At 60.9% G+C, this 16,976-nt stretch carries 13 protein-coding genes; 6 read left to right on the top strand and 7 right to left on the bottom strand.

What is annotated here, in order from left to right; genetic code table 11:
* Genes ACQ4W4_RS00505 through ACQ4W4_RS00495 form a run of 3 tightly spaced genes read left to right on the top strand, consistent with a single transcriptional unit; the run spans nucleotide 1 to nucleotide 812 of the window.
* Nucleotides 1-285, top strand: a complete 285-nt coding sequence (locus tag ACQ4W4_RS00505) for a hypothetical protein (protein WP_436540351.1) — start codon at nucleotides 1-3, stop codon at nucleotides 283-285.
* Nucleotides 275-652 (top strand): DUF2750 domain-containing protein, encoded by a 378-nt coding sequence (locus ACQ4W4_RS00500; protein WP_436540350.1) that lies wholly within the window; start codon nucleotides 275-277, stop codon nucleotides 650-652. Before ACQ4W4_RS00505 ends, ACQ4W4_RS00500 begins: the two co-directional genes overlap by 11 nt.
* Nucleotides 645-812, top strand: a complete 168-nt coding sequence (locus ACQ4W4_RS00495) for a hypothetical protein (RefSeq protein ID WP_436540349.1) — start codon at nucleotides 645-647, stop codon at nucleotides 810-812. Before ACQ4W4_RS00500 ends, ACQ4W4_RS00495 begins: the two co-directional genes overlap by 8 nt.
* A 4-nt stretch (nucleotides 813-816) precedes the next feature.
* Here ACQ4W4_RS00495 and ACQ4W4_RS00490 read toward each other — a convergent pair whose 3' ends face one another.
* The 7 genes from ACQ4W4_RS00490 to tssF form a co-directional block, all read right to left on the bottom strand.
* Entirely contained in the window at nucleotides 817-1,296 is a 480-nt protein-coding gene (locus ACQ4W4_RS00490; protein ID WP_436540348.1) for a GNAT family N-acetyltransferase, read from the bottom strand.
* A gap of 71 nt (nucleotides 1,297-1,367) precedes the next feature.
* The gene (locus ACQ4W4_RS00485) at nucleotides 1,368-2,492 is read right to left on the bottom strand and encodes a T6SS immunity protein Tli4 family protein (RefSeq protein ID WP_436540347.1); all 1,125 of its coding nucleotides are present in this window, start codon (nucleotides 2,490-2,492) and stop codon (nucleotides 1,368-1,370) included.
* On the bottom strand, nucleotides 2,489-4,354 hold the full coding sequence (locus ACQ4W4_RS00480; RefSeq protein ID WP_436540346.1) for an esterase/lipase family protein: 1,866 nt from the start codon (nucleotides 4,352-4,354) through the stop codon (nucleotides 2,489-2,491). The genes ACQ4W4_RS00485 and ACQ4W4_RS00480 overlap by 4 nt, the downstream gene beginning before the upstream one ends.
* The gene (locus ACQ4W4_RS00475; RefSeq protein WP_436540345.1) at nucleotides 4,351-6,945 is read right to left on the bottom strand and encodes a type VI secretion system Vgr family protein; all 2,595 of its coding nucleotides are present in this window, start codon (nucleotides 6,943-6,945) and stop codon (nucleotides 4,351-4,353) included. Before ACQ4W4_RS00475 ends, ACQ4W4_RS00480 begins: the two co-directional genes overlap by 4 nt.
* Nucleotides 6,946-6,957: 12 nt before the next feature.
* The gene (locus tag ACQ4W4_RS00470; protein WP_436540344.1) at nucleotides 6,958-7,212 is read right to left on the bottom strand and encodes a PAAR domain-containing protein; all 255 of its coding nucleotides are present in this window, start codon (nucleotides 7,210-7,212) and stop codon (nucleotides 6,958-6,960) included.
* A gap of 28 nt (nucleotides 7,213-7,240) precedes the next feature.
* Entirely contained in the window at nucleotides 7,241-8,266 is a 1,026-nt protein-coding gene (gene tssG, locus ACQ4W4_RS00465) for a type VI secretion system baseplate subunit TssG (protein ID WP_436540343.1), read from the bottom strand.
* Nucleotides 8,230-10,035 carry a type VI secretion system baseplate subunit TssF gene (gene tssF / locus ACQ4W4_RS00460; RefSeq protein ID WP_436540342.1) on the bottom strand — a complete coding sequence of 602 codons (1,806 nt, stop codon included), beginning with the start codon at nucleotides 10,033-10,035 and terminating at the stop codon, nucleotides 8,230-8,232. The genes tssG and tssF overlap by 37 nt, the downstream gene beginning before the upstream one ends.
* Before the next feature lie 175 nt (nucleotides 10,036-10,210).
* Between tssF and tssK the strand changes: the two genes are divergently transcribed.
* From tssK to ACQ4W4_RS00445, 3 genes are all read left to right on the top strand, one after another.
* Complete coding sequence (gene tssK / locus ACQ4W4_RS00455) at nucleotides 10,211-11,557, top strand: type VI secretion system baseplate subunit TssK (protein WP_436540341.1); 1,347 nt, start codon at nucleotides 10,211-10,213, stop codon at nucleotides 11,555-11,557.
* 163 nt (nucleotides 11,558-11,720) lie between these two features.
* Complete coding sequence (locus ACQ4W4_RS00450) at nucleotides 11,721-14,774, top strand: sensor histidine kinase (protein ID WP_436540340.1); 3,054 nt, start codon at nucleotides 11,721-11,723, stop codon at nucleotides 14,772-14,774.
* Nucleotides 14,771-16,936 carry a sensor histidine kinase gene (locus ACQ4W4_RS00445; RefSeq protein WP_436540339.1) on the top strand — a complete coding sequence of 722 codons (2,166 nt, stop codon included), beginning with the start codon at nucleotides 14,771-14,773 and terminating at the stop codon, nucleotides 16,934-16,936. The genes ACQ4W4_RS00450 and ACQ4W4_RS00445 overlap by 4 nt, the downstream gene beginning before the upstream one ends.
* Nucleotides 16,937-16,976: the final 40 nt, after the last annotated feature.

The following is a 16,976-nucleotide window of genomic DNA, read 5'->3' as shown; positions in this document are numbered from 1 at the left end:
ATGCCGCATACCGTCATCGCCGACATCGACCGGGACTTGCTGGCCGCGCTCGACGCCAGGGCGGGCTTGCTCGCATTGCGCACCATTCTGCTGCGCTACAAGGCCAGCGGCGTGACGGCCGCGCAAGTGGCTGCCTTGCTGCAGGAGCTGCGCGCGTCTGCGCAGGACGGCGCGCAGGATGAGGCGCGGGAAGACGTGATACTGGACGCCCTCGACATGGTGACGGGCTGGTGCACGCCGCAGCTGCGGGTATGGGACGAGCTAGGGGAAAACCGTGCATCCTGAAAAGTTCAAGCAGGTGATGGGCCTGCCGTCCGCCGAACGCCATGGCTATTTTGTGCGCAAGGTAGCCGATACGCAAGAAGTGTGGGGCTTGTACCACGACGGCTGGGCCACGGCGCAGGTGGACGGCAAGGTGGCGATACCGTTCTGGCCGGAAGCAGCGTTTGCACAGGCGTGCGCCAGCGGCGACTGGGAACATTGCCAGCCGCGCGCCATCGCGCTCGGCGATTTCTTGAACAAATGGCTGCCCGGCATGGCGGGCAATGACCAGCTCGCTTTTGTCTTTCCCGTGCCGCAAGGCAGCGCCAGCGTCGCGGCGCCCTGCGATTTACTGGCTGAGTTGAAAGAGGAGGCAGAGCAGTATGAGTGAACAACGCCTCGACGCCTGGTACGACGGCTCGGCCATCTGCCTGATCGCCGTCGGCTCGCTGGGCGACCCGCTGGACCTGGGCGACGACGAAGTGCGCGCGCTGATCGCGAAGCTGCAGCAATGCCTGGCCGAGTCCGAGGCGGGCGCGGCGCCCGACTGAAGGCTCAGGCAGGCGTCAACTCCTTTTCCATCGCCACGCTGGCCAGGCTGATGCCGCTCGGATGCGCATACGCTTCCGCGCGCAAGGCAACAAAGCCGGCGGCCTGGTAAAACGGCACGGCGTTCAGCGACGCGGACAGGCGCAGGCGCGCCATGCCGCGCTGACGCGCCAGCTGCTCCAGCGCCATCAGCAACTGCCGGCCGATACCGAGTCCCGCGCGCGCCGGATCGACAAACACGGCATCGACTTCATGTTTGTCGACGTTCAGCATGGCGTAGCCGGCAATGGCCTCGTCCTGCATCGCCACGACGCCGCCACCCGCGGCCAGCATGGCGGCATATGCAGGCGGCACGGGCGAAGCCCTCCACGCGGCAATCTGCTCCGGCGCATAGTGCGTGGCGCAACTGACACGCACGGCCACGGTGCGCAAGGCCCACAGGGCGGCTATGTCAAAGGGCAGGGCGGGGCGCAGGGTGATGGTCATGGAAGCTTTCCGGGCAAAAGGCCATGCTAGCGCAATGGCTTGCATGGTGCCAGCACGAGCTTATCCGGCCGTCACTGCGCCGGCTGGTCCGGATCGATATAGTACGAACCCGGTGGCGCGCCCGGCACTTTCACGCGGAACTTCAGGCCGGACAGCAGCTTGTCCCATAAGGCAATGGCTTCGTCATCAGTGAGCGATGCCGCCTTGGCTGCGCCTACTGTGTTGTAGGCAACCTTGGTGTACATATGCACCTCCAGTACAGACGGATTCGCGACATCGCGCGGTTTGCCGACCAGGGCCCATTCAAAATCGTGTACGCCATCTGTTCGTCGTATCAGCGATTCTTCGCCCTGCCAATGTTGCACTTGTCGTTTGCCTTCACGCAGCAAGGTGCGGCTGGGATAGTTCTTGCCTTGTCTTTTTTTGGCTATATTAATACGTCCCAATAGGGATAGCTCAGTTTGCATTTTTTCATACAAATCACTTGAATAATCCATATATGCATTTTTATTTGAGCTTACTGAAAATGTGACGTCAGGAAAAGTGGGAAAATGCAGGCCTGCACTAACTATTTCTTGTTCGTCATAGCTGTTTTCCTTAATAAATCCGTAAGGAATGCAATTTCCCGGTTCAGTCGGTATATCGGATTCTTCACGTAATCGCAGGCTATTTGCACGAACTATTTGTTTGGCACTGGCATCTATTCTTGTTTTTCCTTCCGGCGTAGAATCTCCAATAGTAAATGTGATATTTCCTTTGGTGATGTATGTATTAAAATATACATTTCCTTCATCTTTGGCATATTTATTGGAGAAATATTGAATCTGCCAGCTGTCTTCGATTGGAGATTTTCCACTGTAGATGATTTCCGAAGTGGGGTTGTTGAATTTTATTCGTTCAATATCATCTGAAACTTGCTTGTCCCGCCCTGCTAGTCCATCGGTTCTTATTTCAATCGTCGATGGTAGCGATGTTTCCCCAAAAATCAACTCTGTCTCTTGCGGTATACGCAGGGCATAACGCCCAAAACATACCAATTTCGTTTTCAGAAAGAGCATCTCAAGACGTTTAGTATGAGCGATATTCTCTGACACGGGATTCTCCTCAATCGCACTTCGCGCTTTGAAAGGTTTAACTAATCCAAACACTGCAATGGTGGTGAAAAGAATTAATATTTTCTTTTTTTGACTGATCATGATGAAGTCCACTTTGCTGTTTTTGCAATTTTTATGATGGAATACAACATTGAGGAAAGGACATTGGGATGTGAATAGCTATCTTGATGTCCGTAATCAGTGCCATCTTTCACACCATGAATAAATAGTCTTTCTTTTTTAAAACACTTTTCTAAATTTTTTGAGGGCACTGTGTCATCGCCAGCGGCACTGGCTGGCATTAGATTTAATCGTAATTTTCGAGATCCAGCTTGGACAATCAGCTCATTTTTGGCGTTGTCTCCATGTAGTATCCATTTTTCGGGAGGGAATGAATTGAGTTTTTCTTTGGCGGCTGGTAACCCGCTGTTGAGTCCATCGATTACTTTGAATGTGACATTGCCATAACTTGAACGCTTCGGTGAAGCGCAGTAGCTTGCATAAGTAAGAGGGTGAAACGTATCTTTTATTGATTCTAAAAATTCAAACGCGTTTTTAAGTCTGCGATTAACTTCCATCAAACCACCACCATTTTTTTCTTCTATATTTGCCGGATTTATCCATTCCGGATTTATCAGCCGCCACCACGCATTCGGTGGCTGCAAATATATAGAATCCAGTGCTGTTGCACCCTCGCGCGGCCAGCTCCACAGTTCTTTGTCTTGCTGATCTACCACCCTGAGCCATTTTTCACCGTAGACGACGCCAGGCATCATCTCCAGCGGTGCCGGAGCATTCGCCAGAATAGCGGTCGCATGGATGCCATTAATGCCAAGTACCTCTGCTTCGTATTCACCCGCAGTAGTGTCTTTTTCCTGAAAACCGAAGCGCATGCGCTTATATGCTCCGGCGGCGCCGATGGCTGGCATAACACTATGATAAATACCAAGTATTGTCAGGTCATTGTCGTTGACTATTTTTCCATAGTCAGGATGTATCAAGGCGCGGGCCAGCAGGCCCCCCATGCTGTGCGTGACTAGAATGACTTCATGACATTCGAATCCTCGCTCACGATAACCTTTGACCAGGCCTTTTAGGCGTTTGGTAATGGTCACGGCAGTGACGCCATTGCTCTGCACAAAGTTGTAGCCCATCGCGTGAACTGGGTACCAGCATGCCGCGATTTTTTTCAAGTCTTCTTCCGTTATGGGATTGCCTGCTAAGCCGCCAAACGTGGAAGGATCTTTCATCACCGACGCACTCAAGCCACTTGTCCCGCGCCAGACTGGATGCAGTTTTCCGCCTGCCACTATATTGTTCATGTGCTTTTCAGTATGTTGGAGCATGGAGCCATAAGCTCCATCAAATAACACTTCGCTCCAGCCGCGCCATCGCGCTACCTGCGCTGGAGTTGCGAACGCTTGCGGTTTCCCTTGTACAGGACGACTACCAGGGGCGATTCTGTTCGAGCCCATCAGAGGAGGGATGGGTGTCAGACTGTCAGGAACGTTCTGATGTCGTGTATCGGAAGCCATTGTTTGTGGTCCCTCCGCGTCAAATCGCCCATTGTTTTCTGTGTAATGGTAGTATTCGACTTCTGTTTCATTTGGGTCAAACACCAGCTGACGTTGTTGAGGCGTAGCCTCTTTGAACCATCCTCCCAAACCAGTTCCGGCGGCAACATCTGCCATTCCTCCCACCCCCATCAAGTCGTCCGGTCGCCATGCTCGATTGTCTGGGCGCTCCAACCGCTTTTGCCGCGCCTTGGACATACGTAAGTTGCTGCCCATGACACCTGGCAGAAAAATGATCGGTATCACTTTTCCGGGTGGCTTTGCGACTTCATGACGTGCTGTATCGCTAGTTCTGGTCATCTGTACTGCATACTCTGCCCATCCGCCCACACCTTGTGTAAATTGTCTTGGATGATTACCTCGTTTGTTCAACTCATCGTTGTCACTCATGGCAGTTCTCCCTTATAGCGAATGATGTAGCTGTCCATGCCGGTGGATTTTTGTAGTTGCGTGGAGCCATCCTCCGCGCTTTTGCCGGCCACGTTGCCGTCATCGCGCAGGATTTCAAAAGCAACGCCAATGGCCGGCGTATCGTCGGCATTCACCAGCAAGACCTCCTGATCAAAACTGCTATGCGGCCGCTCATTGAATTCCTGCGACACGCTCTTCGGCGCCAGGGTTTCCAGGTTGCCGTTGAAAAGCACGGGCGAGGAGGTGAAAAATTGCACTTTGTCGCTGATTTCCAGCATGTGCTTGGCGCCGTGCAGGCGTACGCCTTTCTTGCCCTTGATGTTGACCCAGTCCGCTTCGCTGATCAGCGACAGCACTTTCTGGGCGAGGATTTCCACCTCGTCGCTGTGGGCCTCGATGGACACCTTGCCGCTGGCGGCGATCAGTTTCATGCCGGCCTTGTGCACGAACAGGCTGAAGGATTTGGCGATGCTGGCAAAGATACTGTCGCCGCTGGCGAGTGAAATATGCTTGCTGCTGGTGAGCGCCACATGCTCGCTGGCGGCCAGGTGGATCGACTGTGCCGTGCTCAGTTCGATGCCGGCCGGGCTGGCCAGCAGCAGATGCGGTTCGGACAGTTCCGGGAAATCGCCGCCGCTGCCCTTGATGGCGGCGTTTTGCCGTTGGATGGCGTCGGCCACGGCGCCTTGCTGTGCGACGCTGTCCTGCGCGCCCGCGTCGACGGCCATGCCGGCCAGTCCCTCTTGCAGTTGGCGGGCCTGCGCCAGGCGGGACTGTGTTTCGTCGAGCTGTTTGACCGATCCCGTTCCTGCCGGCGTTTCCGTGGTGATCAGCATGCCTCTGGCAGCGCGCAGGGCGCCCCAGGCATTGCTGCTCAATTCAAAGCCCACGCCGCGTGCTTCCTTGCGCCCGGCATTGTCGTCGATGCGGGTGATGTTGCCCAATGACAGCCTGCTATCCTGGTGCTCGCTGCGCAGCTGTGCCTGGATCGCTCCCTTGGTATCGTCGAGCACGAGATGGTTGGCACTGCGGGCGCCCAGTTCGCGGCTGCGCACGCCGGACAGGGCGCGCTGCTGCGGCAGTTGCCATGGCGGCGGATTGGCGCTGTTGTAGACCACGCCGATGACGATGGGGTGATCGATATTGCCATCCTGGAATTGCACGACGACTTCCTGACCCACGCGCGGCAGGGCGATCTGTCCCATCTGCGGTCCCGCCATCGGCATCATGACCCGTATCCATGGCGAGCTGCGCTCATCAAATTTGCCCAGGCGGTCCCAGTGAAATTGCAGGCGAATGCGTCCCAGGGCATCGGTATGGATTTCTTCCCCGGCCGGCCCGACCACCAGTGCCGTTTGCACGCCGGCAACCACGCACGGCGTGCTGTTGTGGCCGCGGCCCGGGCGCCAGCGGATGTCCCGCCGCACGCACACCAGCGTGTTCGCATAATCCGATGGCGCGCTGGGCCCCGCCTGATAATTGTTGCTGGCGGTATGCTCGACCGACAGGATCAGGTATTCGCGTTCGGCGATACTGTCCGGGCGCTCCTGGCCAGGCTGATAGCGCTTTTCCTCGGCGCTGAAATGGCCGTCGAGCCGGAAACAAAGGCCGGGCTGTGCGCCACGGTGATTGCCTGCCGCCTCGAAATACTGGCGCAGATGGTCGCTTTCTTCCATGCGGCGCTGTGCCAGGGACTCTCCATCATCGACATTCCTATAGCCATAGGCGCCCGTGTTTTCATACAACTCGTGGGCAAATACGTCGCCCTGGCGATTCAGCGAGTAGCCGCTGGCAAGGCGTGGCTGCGGATTTTTATAGTCGAAACTGGACAAGGTCAGCTGTCCCGAGCCGATCCGGCGCACGGCTTGCCATTGTTGCAGGCCATCGTCTTCCAGGGAACCCGACTCGGAGTGGAAACGCATGGCGTCGTCGCCGGATGCCGTGGCGATCATGTCAGCCAGGGTGCTGTTGTCCGCGAGCCACAAGGTATGGCCATCGGCACGGTGCTCGTACCAGTAATGCCAGCCGAGGGCTTCCCAGCGCCGGTGCAGGTGGTTGTAGTTGGTTTCATTGTGCTGGTTGGCGCAGGTGATCTGTGGATCGTCGCCATGGATGCTGGTTTTCCAGTCGCGCTGCCCGTAGTGCGCAAACGTTGTTTCGGTCAGCTGCATCACGCTTTGGCCATGAAAGGAGACGTTGTCCTGGCGCAGCCGGGCAAAGGCCAGCCACGGCTGCAGCACCATCCGGTACCAGGCGAAGCCGCCGTCGGCGCGCAGCAGGCAAAATTCGCCCACATAGCCGTTAAAGTGGCGCAGCGTGCCATCGTCGCGCACCATGGAAATGGTCACCATGCGGCCCATCATGGCCTTGAGGGCAATATGCGCATCGTCCGACAGCAGTTCGGCCTCGAAACGGAAGTCGCGCGATACTTCTTCCCTGGCGGTCAGCGAATTGACCAGCAGGATGGCGCCGGCCGGTCCATCTGCATGGGGGAAATCGATCTTCAGCAGGCGCCGCTCTTGCGCGGCGAGGTCGAAGGCCGATAACGCCGCCTGTATGCTTGCATGCATGGCCTGCCTCCCTTATAGCGATGTGATCAGGCGGGCGCCGCAGGCGGTGGCATCGCCGTCATAGGCGTACGGCTTGCCCATGTGCTTTGCGCCGGCGCCGTCCGGCGTGATCGGAAAGCTACCCTTGCACTTGGGACAGAAAGTCATGTCGTCGGCCAGCGCCGCCGTCTTCCCCATCACCGTGCTGTCCGACGATGCACTGGTGACCTTGCCGCCGTGATCGGTTGCGTCTCCGAGCCGGATGACGCCGCGTCCCGCATGTTGCATGCTTGCCTCGCTTTCAGGGATAAACTGCTCAAGCCAGTTGCAGCAAATAACGCACTTCGGCGCCGCGTACCTTGCCCTGTGCCGTCTGCAGGAACGTCGTCCAGCCGAGGCGTCGTCTTTCTGACGGGTTGGAACTGAGGAGCAGGGGCCGGATGCACGGCGGACTCAGTATCAGCCGCACTTCATATTGCAAATCCGGTACGCCAAACAGCGCCAGCATCTTTGCCAGTGCCGCCGCACCTGCGCTGTGCGGCAGGAAGCGTTGCAGGCCGGCAGTATCCAGCGGGCCGATATGCAGGCAGACGCGCATGTCCTGGCGCCACAGCCGCAGGCCAATAGTTGCGCCGCGCGCCAGAACGAAGTTGACACTGCCCAGCAGGCTGCGCCGGTTTTTTTCCAGATAGTCCCAGCCCCCGACAAATTGTTGCAGGGCGACGGGTACGCCGCAATATTCGGCCAGCACGGGGCCAATCGCTTGCGCGGAGACGGGACGGCAGCGCAGCAGACCCGCGTACCAGGCTGCGACGTCCTGCGTCACGGCGCCGGCTTCGCCGTTCGATGGCAGCGCATCGCGCGGTACGCCAGCGAGCGCCGTCAGCAAGGGCAGTTGCGCATCTTTTGCATGGGTCTCGCGTGCGGACTCCAGGCGATATTTTTCCCATGCCTGGCAATACAGCGAGACCATGCGGTGCGAAAAGATATCAAGGAAGGCCGAGACGCCGGCATCCCTGCTCGACAGGCGGTAGGCGGCAATACGTTCCGAGTGATGCAAGGGCAAGGTGCCGCCGACGCCCAGAAAACGCATGAACGTCGGTATCAGAGACAGCTGTTCATTGTCGTCGAGTGAAAGCCGTTCGATTTCACTGGCTGGAAAATTCAACGACAGGCTGTTCTTGAAGCGCAGCACCTGGCTGAAGGCTTGTGTATGGGACACGTTCTGCTGACGTAGCCAGCACAGCAGAATACGCACCGCCTGTACGAACTGGTAGCGGTAAGGCTCGGCGAGCAAGTGGTGCATTACACCAGATTCTGCAATCCGCTTCTTGGCTTGCATCGGATCAGCTCCTCTCCGCTTTGCAGTGACAGCACTACCAGTTCGATGAAACTGTTGATTTGCACATACAGGCCAAGAAAGTGGTCGATCACCTGCACGAACAGGTGCATGCCGCTGCCGATAAAGGCTTCCTCGTCCAGCGTGATGCGCACTTCCACGCCATGCGCCAGCGAGGTGCCGCGCCTGTGCCGCAGCCATGTCGTGGTTGGCGAGTGCGCCAGCGCGGCGATGCCGCCTATCTGGCGTTGCGAACTTGCCGATTGGGACAGGTCGTACAGCGTCAGCATTTCGCGCAGCGCCGGCAGTCCCTCCTGGACCAGTGCGTGATGATTCAGCGCCAGATGCGAAATCAGGCGCCAATGCAGGCCTGCGCCTGGCGAAAAGCGTCGCGGCTGGCTGGGGCGTCGCAGCATGTGCAGCGCGGGTCCGCCAGCGCACGGTTGCAAGTCTCCTTGCGGCTGGCCGTATTTGAGTGCCAGCGGAAGATCGCGGTTACTGCATGTCAGCGACAGCGACAAACTGGCCTTTTCATGGATCAGGGGATTGAAGTCGCTGTCGACCAGCGTGATTTTCTTTTCGTGCCCCGGACTGTTGATGGCCAAGGCCGTATCGTGGCGCATGATCCAGTAATGGCCTTGGTGCGCCGTACCCTCGCCGTGGCGCAGGCTGTACAGCGGGCGGAATTCGGTCAGTGTGCTTTCGCCGCCGCGTTGGCGCAGCAAACGCACGGAGTCGATGGAGACGACTTCGTAACCATGCGCATGGGTGGCATGGGCCAGCACGGAATAGTCGGTTTTCTGCCGGGTGACGGAGATCGGCACGCCTTCCTGGCGGAAGAGATTGACCGCCGGACTGCAGCCCAGCTTCAAGTTTTCGCTGGAAATGCTGGACAACATGCGCGCCGTAGCGGAATCGGGTCGCAAACCGGCCATGCACAGATGCAGGGTGAAGCGCTGGCAAGCAAGCGGCAAGGCGGCAGTCAGCGCCGCGATATCGATGTCGAAGAAATTGAATTTTTCCGGATACGCAAAATACTCGCTCAGGATGCGGTATGCCGGCTGCGAACGGGCACCGAACGGTATCAAGGCGTCCGTGTCGGCGAAGCCGACGGGGGTCAAAGGGACGGCGGGCAAGGCCGTCCATTGCGCCGCGTCGGTCGACACAAAAGCACAGACGGTATGCATGAACAAGGCATCGCGCAATGCGGCGGAAAAGGAAGCTTCTCCATCGATGAAAACGCGCAGCGACGCGGGCGCCGCATCGAGATGCCGGATGCCGATGTTCAGCGAGGAGCTGGCCGATGCTGGCAGGCGTACGCCTGGCGGCGCCTTGATCATCGCATCGAAAACGGCGCTGTCCAGTACCGATGCCCCGGTCGTCATATCGTAGGCCGTCTTGAAGCGGCAGCGCACGCCGCGCACCGGCGTTGCGTCCATTTCACTGCCGGCCGGCAGGTGCAATGCGCCCGCCCCGGCCGCTGGAGGGGGCTGATGCACGATGGTGCACGATGGGAAGGGGCGCAGATAATGGGGGAACAGGGCTTCGAACAAGGCTTCGGTAAATTGCGGATAGTCGTCATCGAGCCGTTTTGAGATGCGTGCCGCCAGCATGGCCACCGATTCGATCAAGTGTTCCACGTGCGGATCTTCGCAAGATTCGCCGGACATATGCAATTTGCCGGCGATTCGCGGATAGCGTTCGGAGAATTCACGGCAATGCCGCCGCAGCATCACCAGTTCGCGTTCGAAATACGGCAGCAAGTCCTCCATCTTTCATTTCCTGTGTCTTCGCGGCGGAATGGCCAGTATCCGAGCGTTTACTCCAAGGTAAATTGCGTTTGCGCAAATAATTGAACAGGGTTACTGCGCAACATCAAGGACTTCCACGCTGGCAACATCAGACTGGCAAAGCAGAAAGATTCCAACGGTCAACACGGAGAACGCAATGACATTGCCATCCAAATTGCTTTGGTCCGAAGGCCTGGCCATCGGTCCCCAGCAATTCCAACAGCTGGACCGCTACCATGAAGCGCGCCTGCAACGTCTGGCTTCATTAATCAATCCACATTTATGGGGCGTGTACGGCGTCAGCTGGAATGCGGATGCGCTGGCCAACAATAGCCTGCGGGCGGACGCCATGTCGCTTGTCTTTCAGGATGGAGAACTGTTTGAGGCGCCGCTGGGCGATGTGTTGCCCAGTGCGGTCGACCTGTCCAAACTCCCTTCCAGCGAACATAGTTTTACTTTTTATGCCGCGCTGCCCGCGCTGCAGGCACATGGCGGCAATGTGAGCTCTGCCGGTGCGCGCTATGTCCAGGCGGAGATCGAAACACCGGATCTGTACAGCGAGGCAGTCAGCATAGACGTGGCTTTCCTGAAGAAACGCGTGTATCTGCTGTCCCAACTGGACCCTCTGAACGATTACCTTGCCATCCCGGTGATCCGTTTGTACCGCGCTGGCAATGGCGGCTTTGAAATCGATGCCTCCTTCATCCCACCCGGCCTGACCATCAGTGCAGAGCCCTCGCTGCGGAAAATGCTCGATTCGCTGATCGACCGTATGGGCGCGAAAATCGAGGCCTTATACAGCCGCCACCGTCAGCCCGGTAACAATACGGTGGAATTTCATGGCGGTGATGTTGCCTCGTTCTGGATGCTCCATACCTTGAGCATGGCCAGCGCCACGCTCAGTCATTGCGCCAGTTACCGGAGCCACCATCCCGTGTATCTGTTCGAAAAATTGATGGCATTGGCTGGCGGGTTGATGACGTTTTCGAAGAAATACACACTGAGCGACTTGCCGGCCTATTGTCACGATGACGCGGCTGCCGGCTTCGGCAAGCTCGATGGCATCATTCGTGACCTGATCGATACTGTGCTCCTGTCGCGTTATTTCCCGATCGCGCTATCGAACGACGCGCAACAGAACACCCACTATTACGGCTTGCTCGATGCCAAGCGGATTGACCGTCAGACCGAACTCTGTCTTGCGGTAAACGCAGAGATGCCGGCCCTGGAACTGGTCGCCACGGTGCCGTTGCAGTTCAAGATTTCATCTCCGGACAATATCGAACTGCTACTGGGCCGGGCGCTGCCGGGTGCCGAGTTGCGCCATATGGCTCAGGTTCCCGCCGAGGTGCCAGTACGGCCCAATACGTATTACTTTTCGATCGATAACAAGGGCAGTATCTATGACAGCATGATCAAGGCCCAGGCGATTGCGATTTATGTGCCGTCCGGCATAAAAGGGCTGAAGCTGGAATTGTTCGGTATCAGTGGCACCGCCGCGTAACGATGGTTGGCCGTTACGAGCCGGTGTATTGTCAAAAGATTGCCCTAAGGAATAGACTTGCCCCAGCAGTTGACGTTATCATGTTTTTGTAAGTGTCGGTGGCTGAATGGTCGGCGCATAGTTGAAACATGGTGACAGGCGAGGGTGAGCATGGGCATGGCGAATGATGCGTGATGTGCCTGGCGGCGGGACGGGCAGGGCAGCGGTGTACCGCTGCGGCCGCGCATTGCTGCTGGCATTCTGCGTCGCCGCGGCTCCGGCCGCCGTGTCGGCCGCTGCGCCGCCGCACCAGGGCCAGCGCGTGCTGGTCCTCAACGCCTACGATTACGGCCGCGCCGGCGTGGAATCGTACACGCGCACCTATGTGGCCGCCATGGCCGCCGCGGGCCTGGCCAGCGAAGACATCATGGTCGAGCACCTGAACCTCAATACCCAGGGCGACCCGGCGCTGCGCAACGAGATGCGTGATTTGTTGCTTTTAAGATACACTCAGATGATGGGGCGCAAGGCCGACCTGATCATCACCATGCAGCAGCCGGCGCTCGATTTTTTGTTGTCCGACCTGGCGCCGCTGGCGCGCGGCGTGCCCGTGCTGGCGATTAACACTTCGGGCAAGGCCTTGCCGGCCGGCAGTCCGCTGGCCATCTGGCAGCAAGAGGCGAACGTCGATTTTCCCGGCACCCTGGCGCAAGCGATGGCGCTGTTCCCGGAAACCAAAACCATCGTCATGGCCGTTGGCGTCAGCGAGGGCGACCAGGCCTTGAAACGCGGCATGCAGCAGGCGGCGCAGGCGTTGCAGGGCAGGGTGTACATGGAGTATCTCGACGGCTTGACCCTGGCGCAGATGCGCGTGAAGGTAGCGCACCTGCCCGCCGATACGCTGCTGGTGGCCGGCAATGTCAACCGCGACGTGGCCGGCGCCATCGCCACACCCGTGCAGTTTGCCGGCGAACTGGCGCGGCTGGCGAACGTGCCCGCCTTCGGCATGTACAACACGAACGTGGGCAAGGGCATCCTGGGCGGCTCCCTCCTGCACATCGAAGGAGCCGCGCAGCAGGTGGCGCAGATGTCGCTGGCCGTGTTGGCCGGCAAGGCGCCAGCCGCGCCGGGCGCCTTGCTGCCGCCGGTCCGCCCCGTGCCCATGTACGACTGGGAGCAGCTGCAGCGCTGGGATGCCGACATCAGCCAGCTGCCGCCAGACACGCTGTTCTTCAACCGCCCGCCGCAGCTGTGGCACGAACACCGCGCCGCCGTGCTGCTGGCGGCCGGCGTCTTCATCGTGATGGCCGGCTTGCTGAGCGCCTTGCTGCTGCAGCGGCGGCGTTTGCGCCGCGCAGAGAGCGAGGCGCGCGAAAGCGAACAGCGTTTCCGCATCCTCGTCGAGCATGCGCCTGAAGCGATCGTCGTGTATGACCTGGACCAGGACCGCTTCATCGATGCCAACAGCAGTGCGCAGCGCATGCTGGGCATGTCGCGCGAAGCGCTGCTGGCGCGTGGGCCGTTCGATCTGTATAGCACGGAGCAGCCCGACGGCATGCCTTTGGGCCTGATGATGGAAGAGCATCTGCGCCGCGCCATGCTGGGTGAACCCATCCTGGTCGAGCGCCATGTTCGGCGCGCCGACGGCAGCGTCTTTCCCTGTGAAGTGCGGCTGGTGCGCTTGCCGATGGAAGGGCGGCGTCTGGTGCGCAGCGGCATCGTCGATATTTCCGAGCGCAAGCAAAGCGAGCAGGAGCTGCTCGGCTACCGCGACCACCTGGAAGAACTGGTGCAGCAGCGCACGGCCGCCCTGTCGGTGGCCGTCACCGAGGCCGAATCGGCGAACCGCGCGAAAAGTGTTTTTCTCGCCAACATGAGCCACGAATTGCGCACACCGCTGAATTCCGTGATCGGCTTCTCGCAGATGATGGCCGATTCGAGCAGCATGTTCGAGGAAGAAAAACACAACCTGGCCATCATCAACCGCGCCGGCCACCATTTGCTGACCCTGATCAACGATATCCTGGAATTGTCGAAAATCGAGGCGGGCCGCATGCAGCTGCAGGCGGGACCCGTGGACTTGAATGGCTTGCTCGACGAGGTGCTCGAGATGGTGCGCATGCGTTCGAGCGACCAGGGCATCGCGCTGCGGCTCGAGCGCGACGGCGTGCCCCCGCTGGTGCGCCTCGACGGCGCCAAGCTGCGCCAGGTGCTGCTCAATTTGCTGTCGAACGCGCTCAAGTTCATCGAGCAGGGCAGCGTGACCCTGTCGCTAGCCTGCCAGGCGGGCGGCGATGGGCAAATGGCGCTGGCGTTTGCCGTGCGCGATACGGGCAGCGGCATCGCGGAAGAGGACCTGGAACGCATCTTTGAACCGTTCGTGCAGGCCGACAGCGCCGTGGCGCAGGCCGGTACGGGACTGGGGCTGACCATTTCGCGCGAATTCGTGCGCCTGATGGGCGGCGAGCTGCGCGTCGAATCGACCTTGGGCGCCGGTTCCCGCTTCAGTTTCGAGTTGCACGCGCCCGCGCTGCGGCAGCCGGCCCTTGCGGCGCAGGCGCCGGGCCGCGTGGCGCGCCTGCCGCCGGCGCAGCGCGGGCGCATGGTGCTGCTGGTCGATGATGACGACAACTGCCGCAAGCTGCTGGCCGGCTTGCTGGCGCCGCTGGGCTTCCAGCTGCAGGAAGCGGCGGGCGGCGTGCAGGCGCAAGCGATGCTGGCGGCGCAGCGCTACGACATCGTGCTCAGCGACTGGCGCATGCCGGACATGGACGGTTTGGCGCTGACGCGCTGGCTGCGCGCGCAGCCGGCGCTGGTGCAGCCGCGCCTGGTGATCATGACCGCCTCGGCCTTCGAGGAAGAAAAGCAGGAAGCGCTGGCGGCCGGCGCCGACGGCTTCCTGCGCAAACCGATCGAGCAGGAACACCTGTTCGCCATGCTGGAGCAGCAACTGGGCCTGCGCTTCCAGCGCACTGCCGCCCAGGCGCCGCGCGTGCCGGGCGCCGCCTTCGACCTGCAACAGGCGCTGGGCCAGCTGAGCGCCGCTCAGCGGCAGGCGCTGCTCGAATCCGTGCAAGCCCTCGATTTGCGGCGCAGCGCCATCGTGCTGGCCGGCGTGGCGACCAGCCTGCCGCAGCTGACCGCGCACATCGCCGCCATGCTGGAGCAGCACCAGTACCAGCCGCTGTGCGCCCTGCTGGTGCAGCCGGCCGGCGAGCCGCAGGGCGAAGGCGCATGACGCCATACGCACCCAAAGAGGCGCGCCTGGGCGGCGTCTCCATCGTGCTGGCCGTCAGCGTGGCGCTGACCTTTGTCGTCACCGCGCTGCTGCTGGTGTTTGCCGTGCTGTTTTACCAGTCCGAACGCGAGCAGCGCTGGCAACACCTGCAGCGCAGCCTGTCCGTGAGCGCGGACCAGCTGGCCGTGGCCATCGAACTGCCCTTGTGGAATCTCGATGAAAAGCAGATGCAGGCCATCATGCGCAGCATGCTGGGCAAGCGCGACCTGGTGGCCAGTTCCCTCACGCCGGGCATCGGCAAGGAAGCGCTGGTCCTGCGCCGCACTGCGTCCGGCGCCATCGGCAGCTTTTCTTCGCTGTCCGCGGAGCCGGGCTGGCTGGTGCAGCGGCGCCCCGTGACGATGGGCGGACAGGTCATCGGCAGTGTGGCCGTGTATGCGACGCCGGCCCTGCTGCACGCGCAGCTGCGCCAGCGCGCGCTGGGCATCGGCGCCATGATCGTGGCGCTCGACGTGATCCTCGTGGCCAGCATCTGGCTGCTCATGTGGTGGCTGATGCTCAAACCCCTGAAGGCGATCGGCCAGTATGCGGCCGGCATCCAGGCGGGGCAGGGCGAAGCGTCCGGCACGCCGCCGGAAGCGTGGTTCCTGGGCGAGCTGCGCACCTTGTACCGTTCCATCCGCGACATGGTGGCGCTGCTCGACAGCCGCTACCGCGCCCTGCAGCGCAGCGAAGAGCGCGTGCAGATGGCCACCGGCGCGGCCAGCATCGGCATCTGGGACTGGAACGTCAGCCGCGATGCATTGCAGTGGGATGAGCAGATGTATGCGCAGTTCAAGGCCGATCCTGGCGGCGGCGTGGCGCCCGAGGCGATCTGGCGCGCGGCGCTGATGCCGGACGACGTGCCTGCCGTCAAGGAGGCCCTGCGCGCCGCGCTGGGCGCCGGGCAGGCGTTCACGCACGAGTACCGCATCCTGTGGCCCGACGGCACCATCCGCTACATCAAGGCCGACGCCGTGATCTTCCGCGACGGCCAGGGGCGCCCCATGCGCCTGGTGGGTTCGAACTACGACATCACCGCGCACCGCGAGGCGGAACTGGAACTGCTGCGCCACCGCCATCACCTGGAAGAGCTGGTGGCCGAGCGCACGAGCGCCCTGTCGGTCGCCGTCAGCCAGGCGCAGGCGGCGAACCGCGCCAAGAGCACCTTCCTGGCGAACATGAGCCATGAGCTGCGCACGCCCCTCAATTCCGTGATCGGCTTTTCGCGCCTGATGGCCGCCTCGCCGAACATGCAGGACAATGAGAAGCGCAACCTGGCCATCATCCACCGCTCCGGCAACCATTTGCTCACCCTGATCAATGAAATCCTCGAACTGTCGAAGGGCGAGGCGGGGCGCCTGCAGGCGCAGACGGTCGTGGTGGCGCTGGCGCCGCTGCTGCAGGAAGTGATGGACATGCTGGGCATGCGCGCCGAGCAGCAGGGGCTGGTCCTGCGCCTCGATTGCGCGGACCTGCCGGCGGCCGTGCTGCTCGATGCGACGCGCTTGCGCCAGGTGCTGCTGAACCTGATGTCGAACGCCGTCAAGTTCGCCGGCGGCGGCGAAGTCACCCTGCGCGTGCGCGGCGAGCGGCGCGATGGCGATCAATGGCTGCTGTCATTCGCCGTCAGCGACACGGGCATCGGCATCGCCCCGGAGGACCAGCAGCGCATTTTCGAGCCCTTCGTGCAGGCCGACAGCGCGGGACCGAGGGATGGCACGGGCCTGGGCCTGGCCATCTCGCGCGAATTCGTGCAGCTGATGAACGGCGAACTGACGCTGGAGTCCAAGCCGGGGCAGGGCGCCACCTTCCGCTTCAGCATACCCGCGCAGGCGGCCGAGGCGCCCGTGCAGGCGACCATGCCGCTGCCCGTGGCGCCCGTGCCCGAGGCGTTGCCGGCACTGCGGGCGCAAGACTTGCTGCTGCTGACAGGGGAGGAACGCGCCGCCTTGCTGGTGGCGCTGCGCGAATTGAACCTGGCCAGGGTGGCCCTGCTGCTGGCGGCCTTGCCAGCGGCGGCGGCGCCGCTGCAGGCGCCGCTGCAGGCCATGCTCGACCAGCATCAGTACCGCCAGCTGTGCGGCTTGCTGGAGAATGAGGGAGTGCTGACGCACACGTAAAAGTGTGGGCTGACAACATCGGTTTCGCTGAAAAGACGGA

The sequence above is a fragment of the Janthinobacterium glycogeni genome (assembly GCF_051380725.1).
Lineage (GTDB): Bacteria > Pseudomonadota > Gammaproteobacteria > Burkholderiales > Burkholderiaceae_D > Janthinobacterium.
The sequence above is the reverse complement of the archived record's forward strand: the minus strand, read 5'-3'. Positions and strand labels throughout refer to the sequence as shown.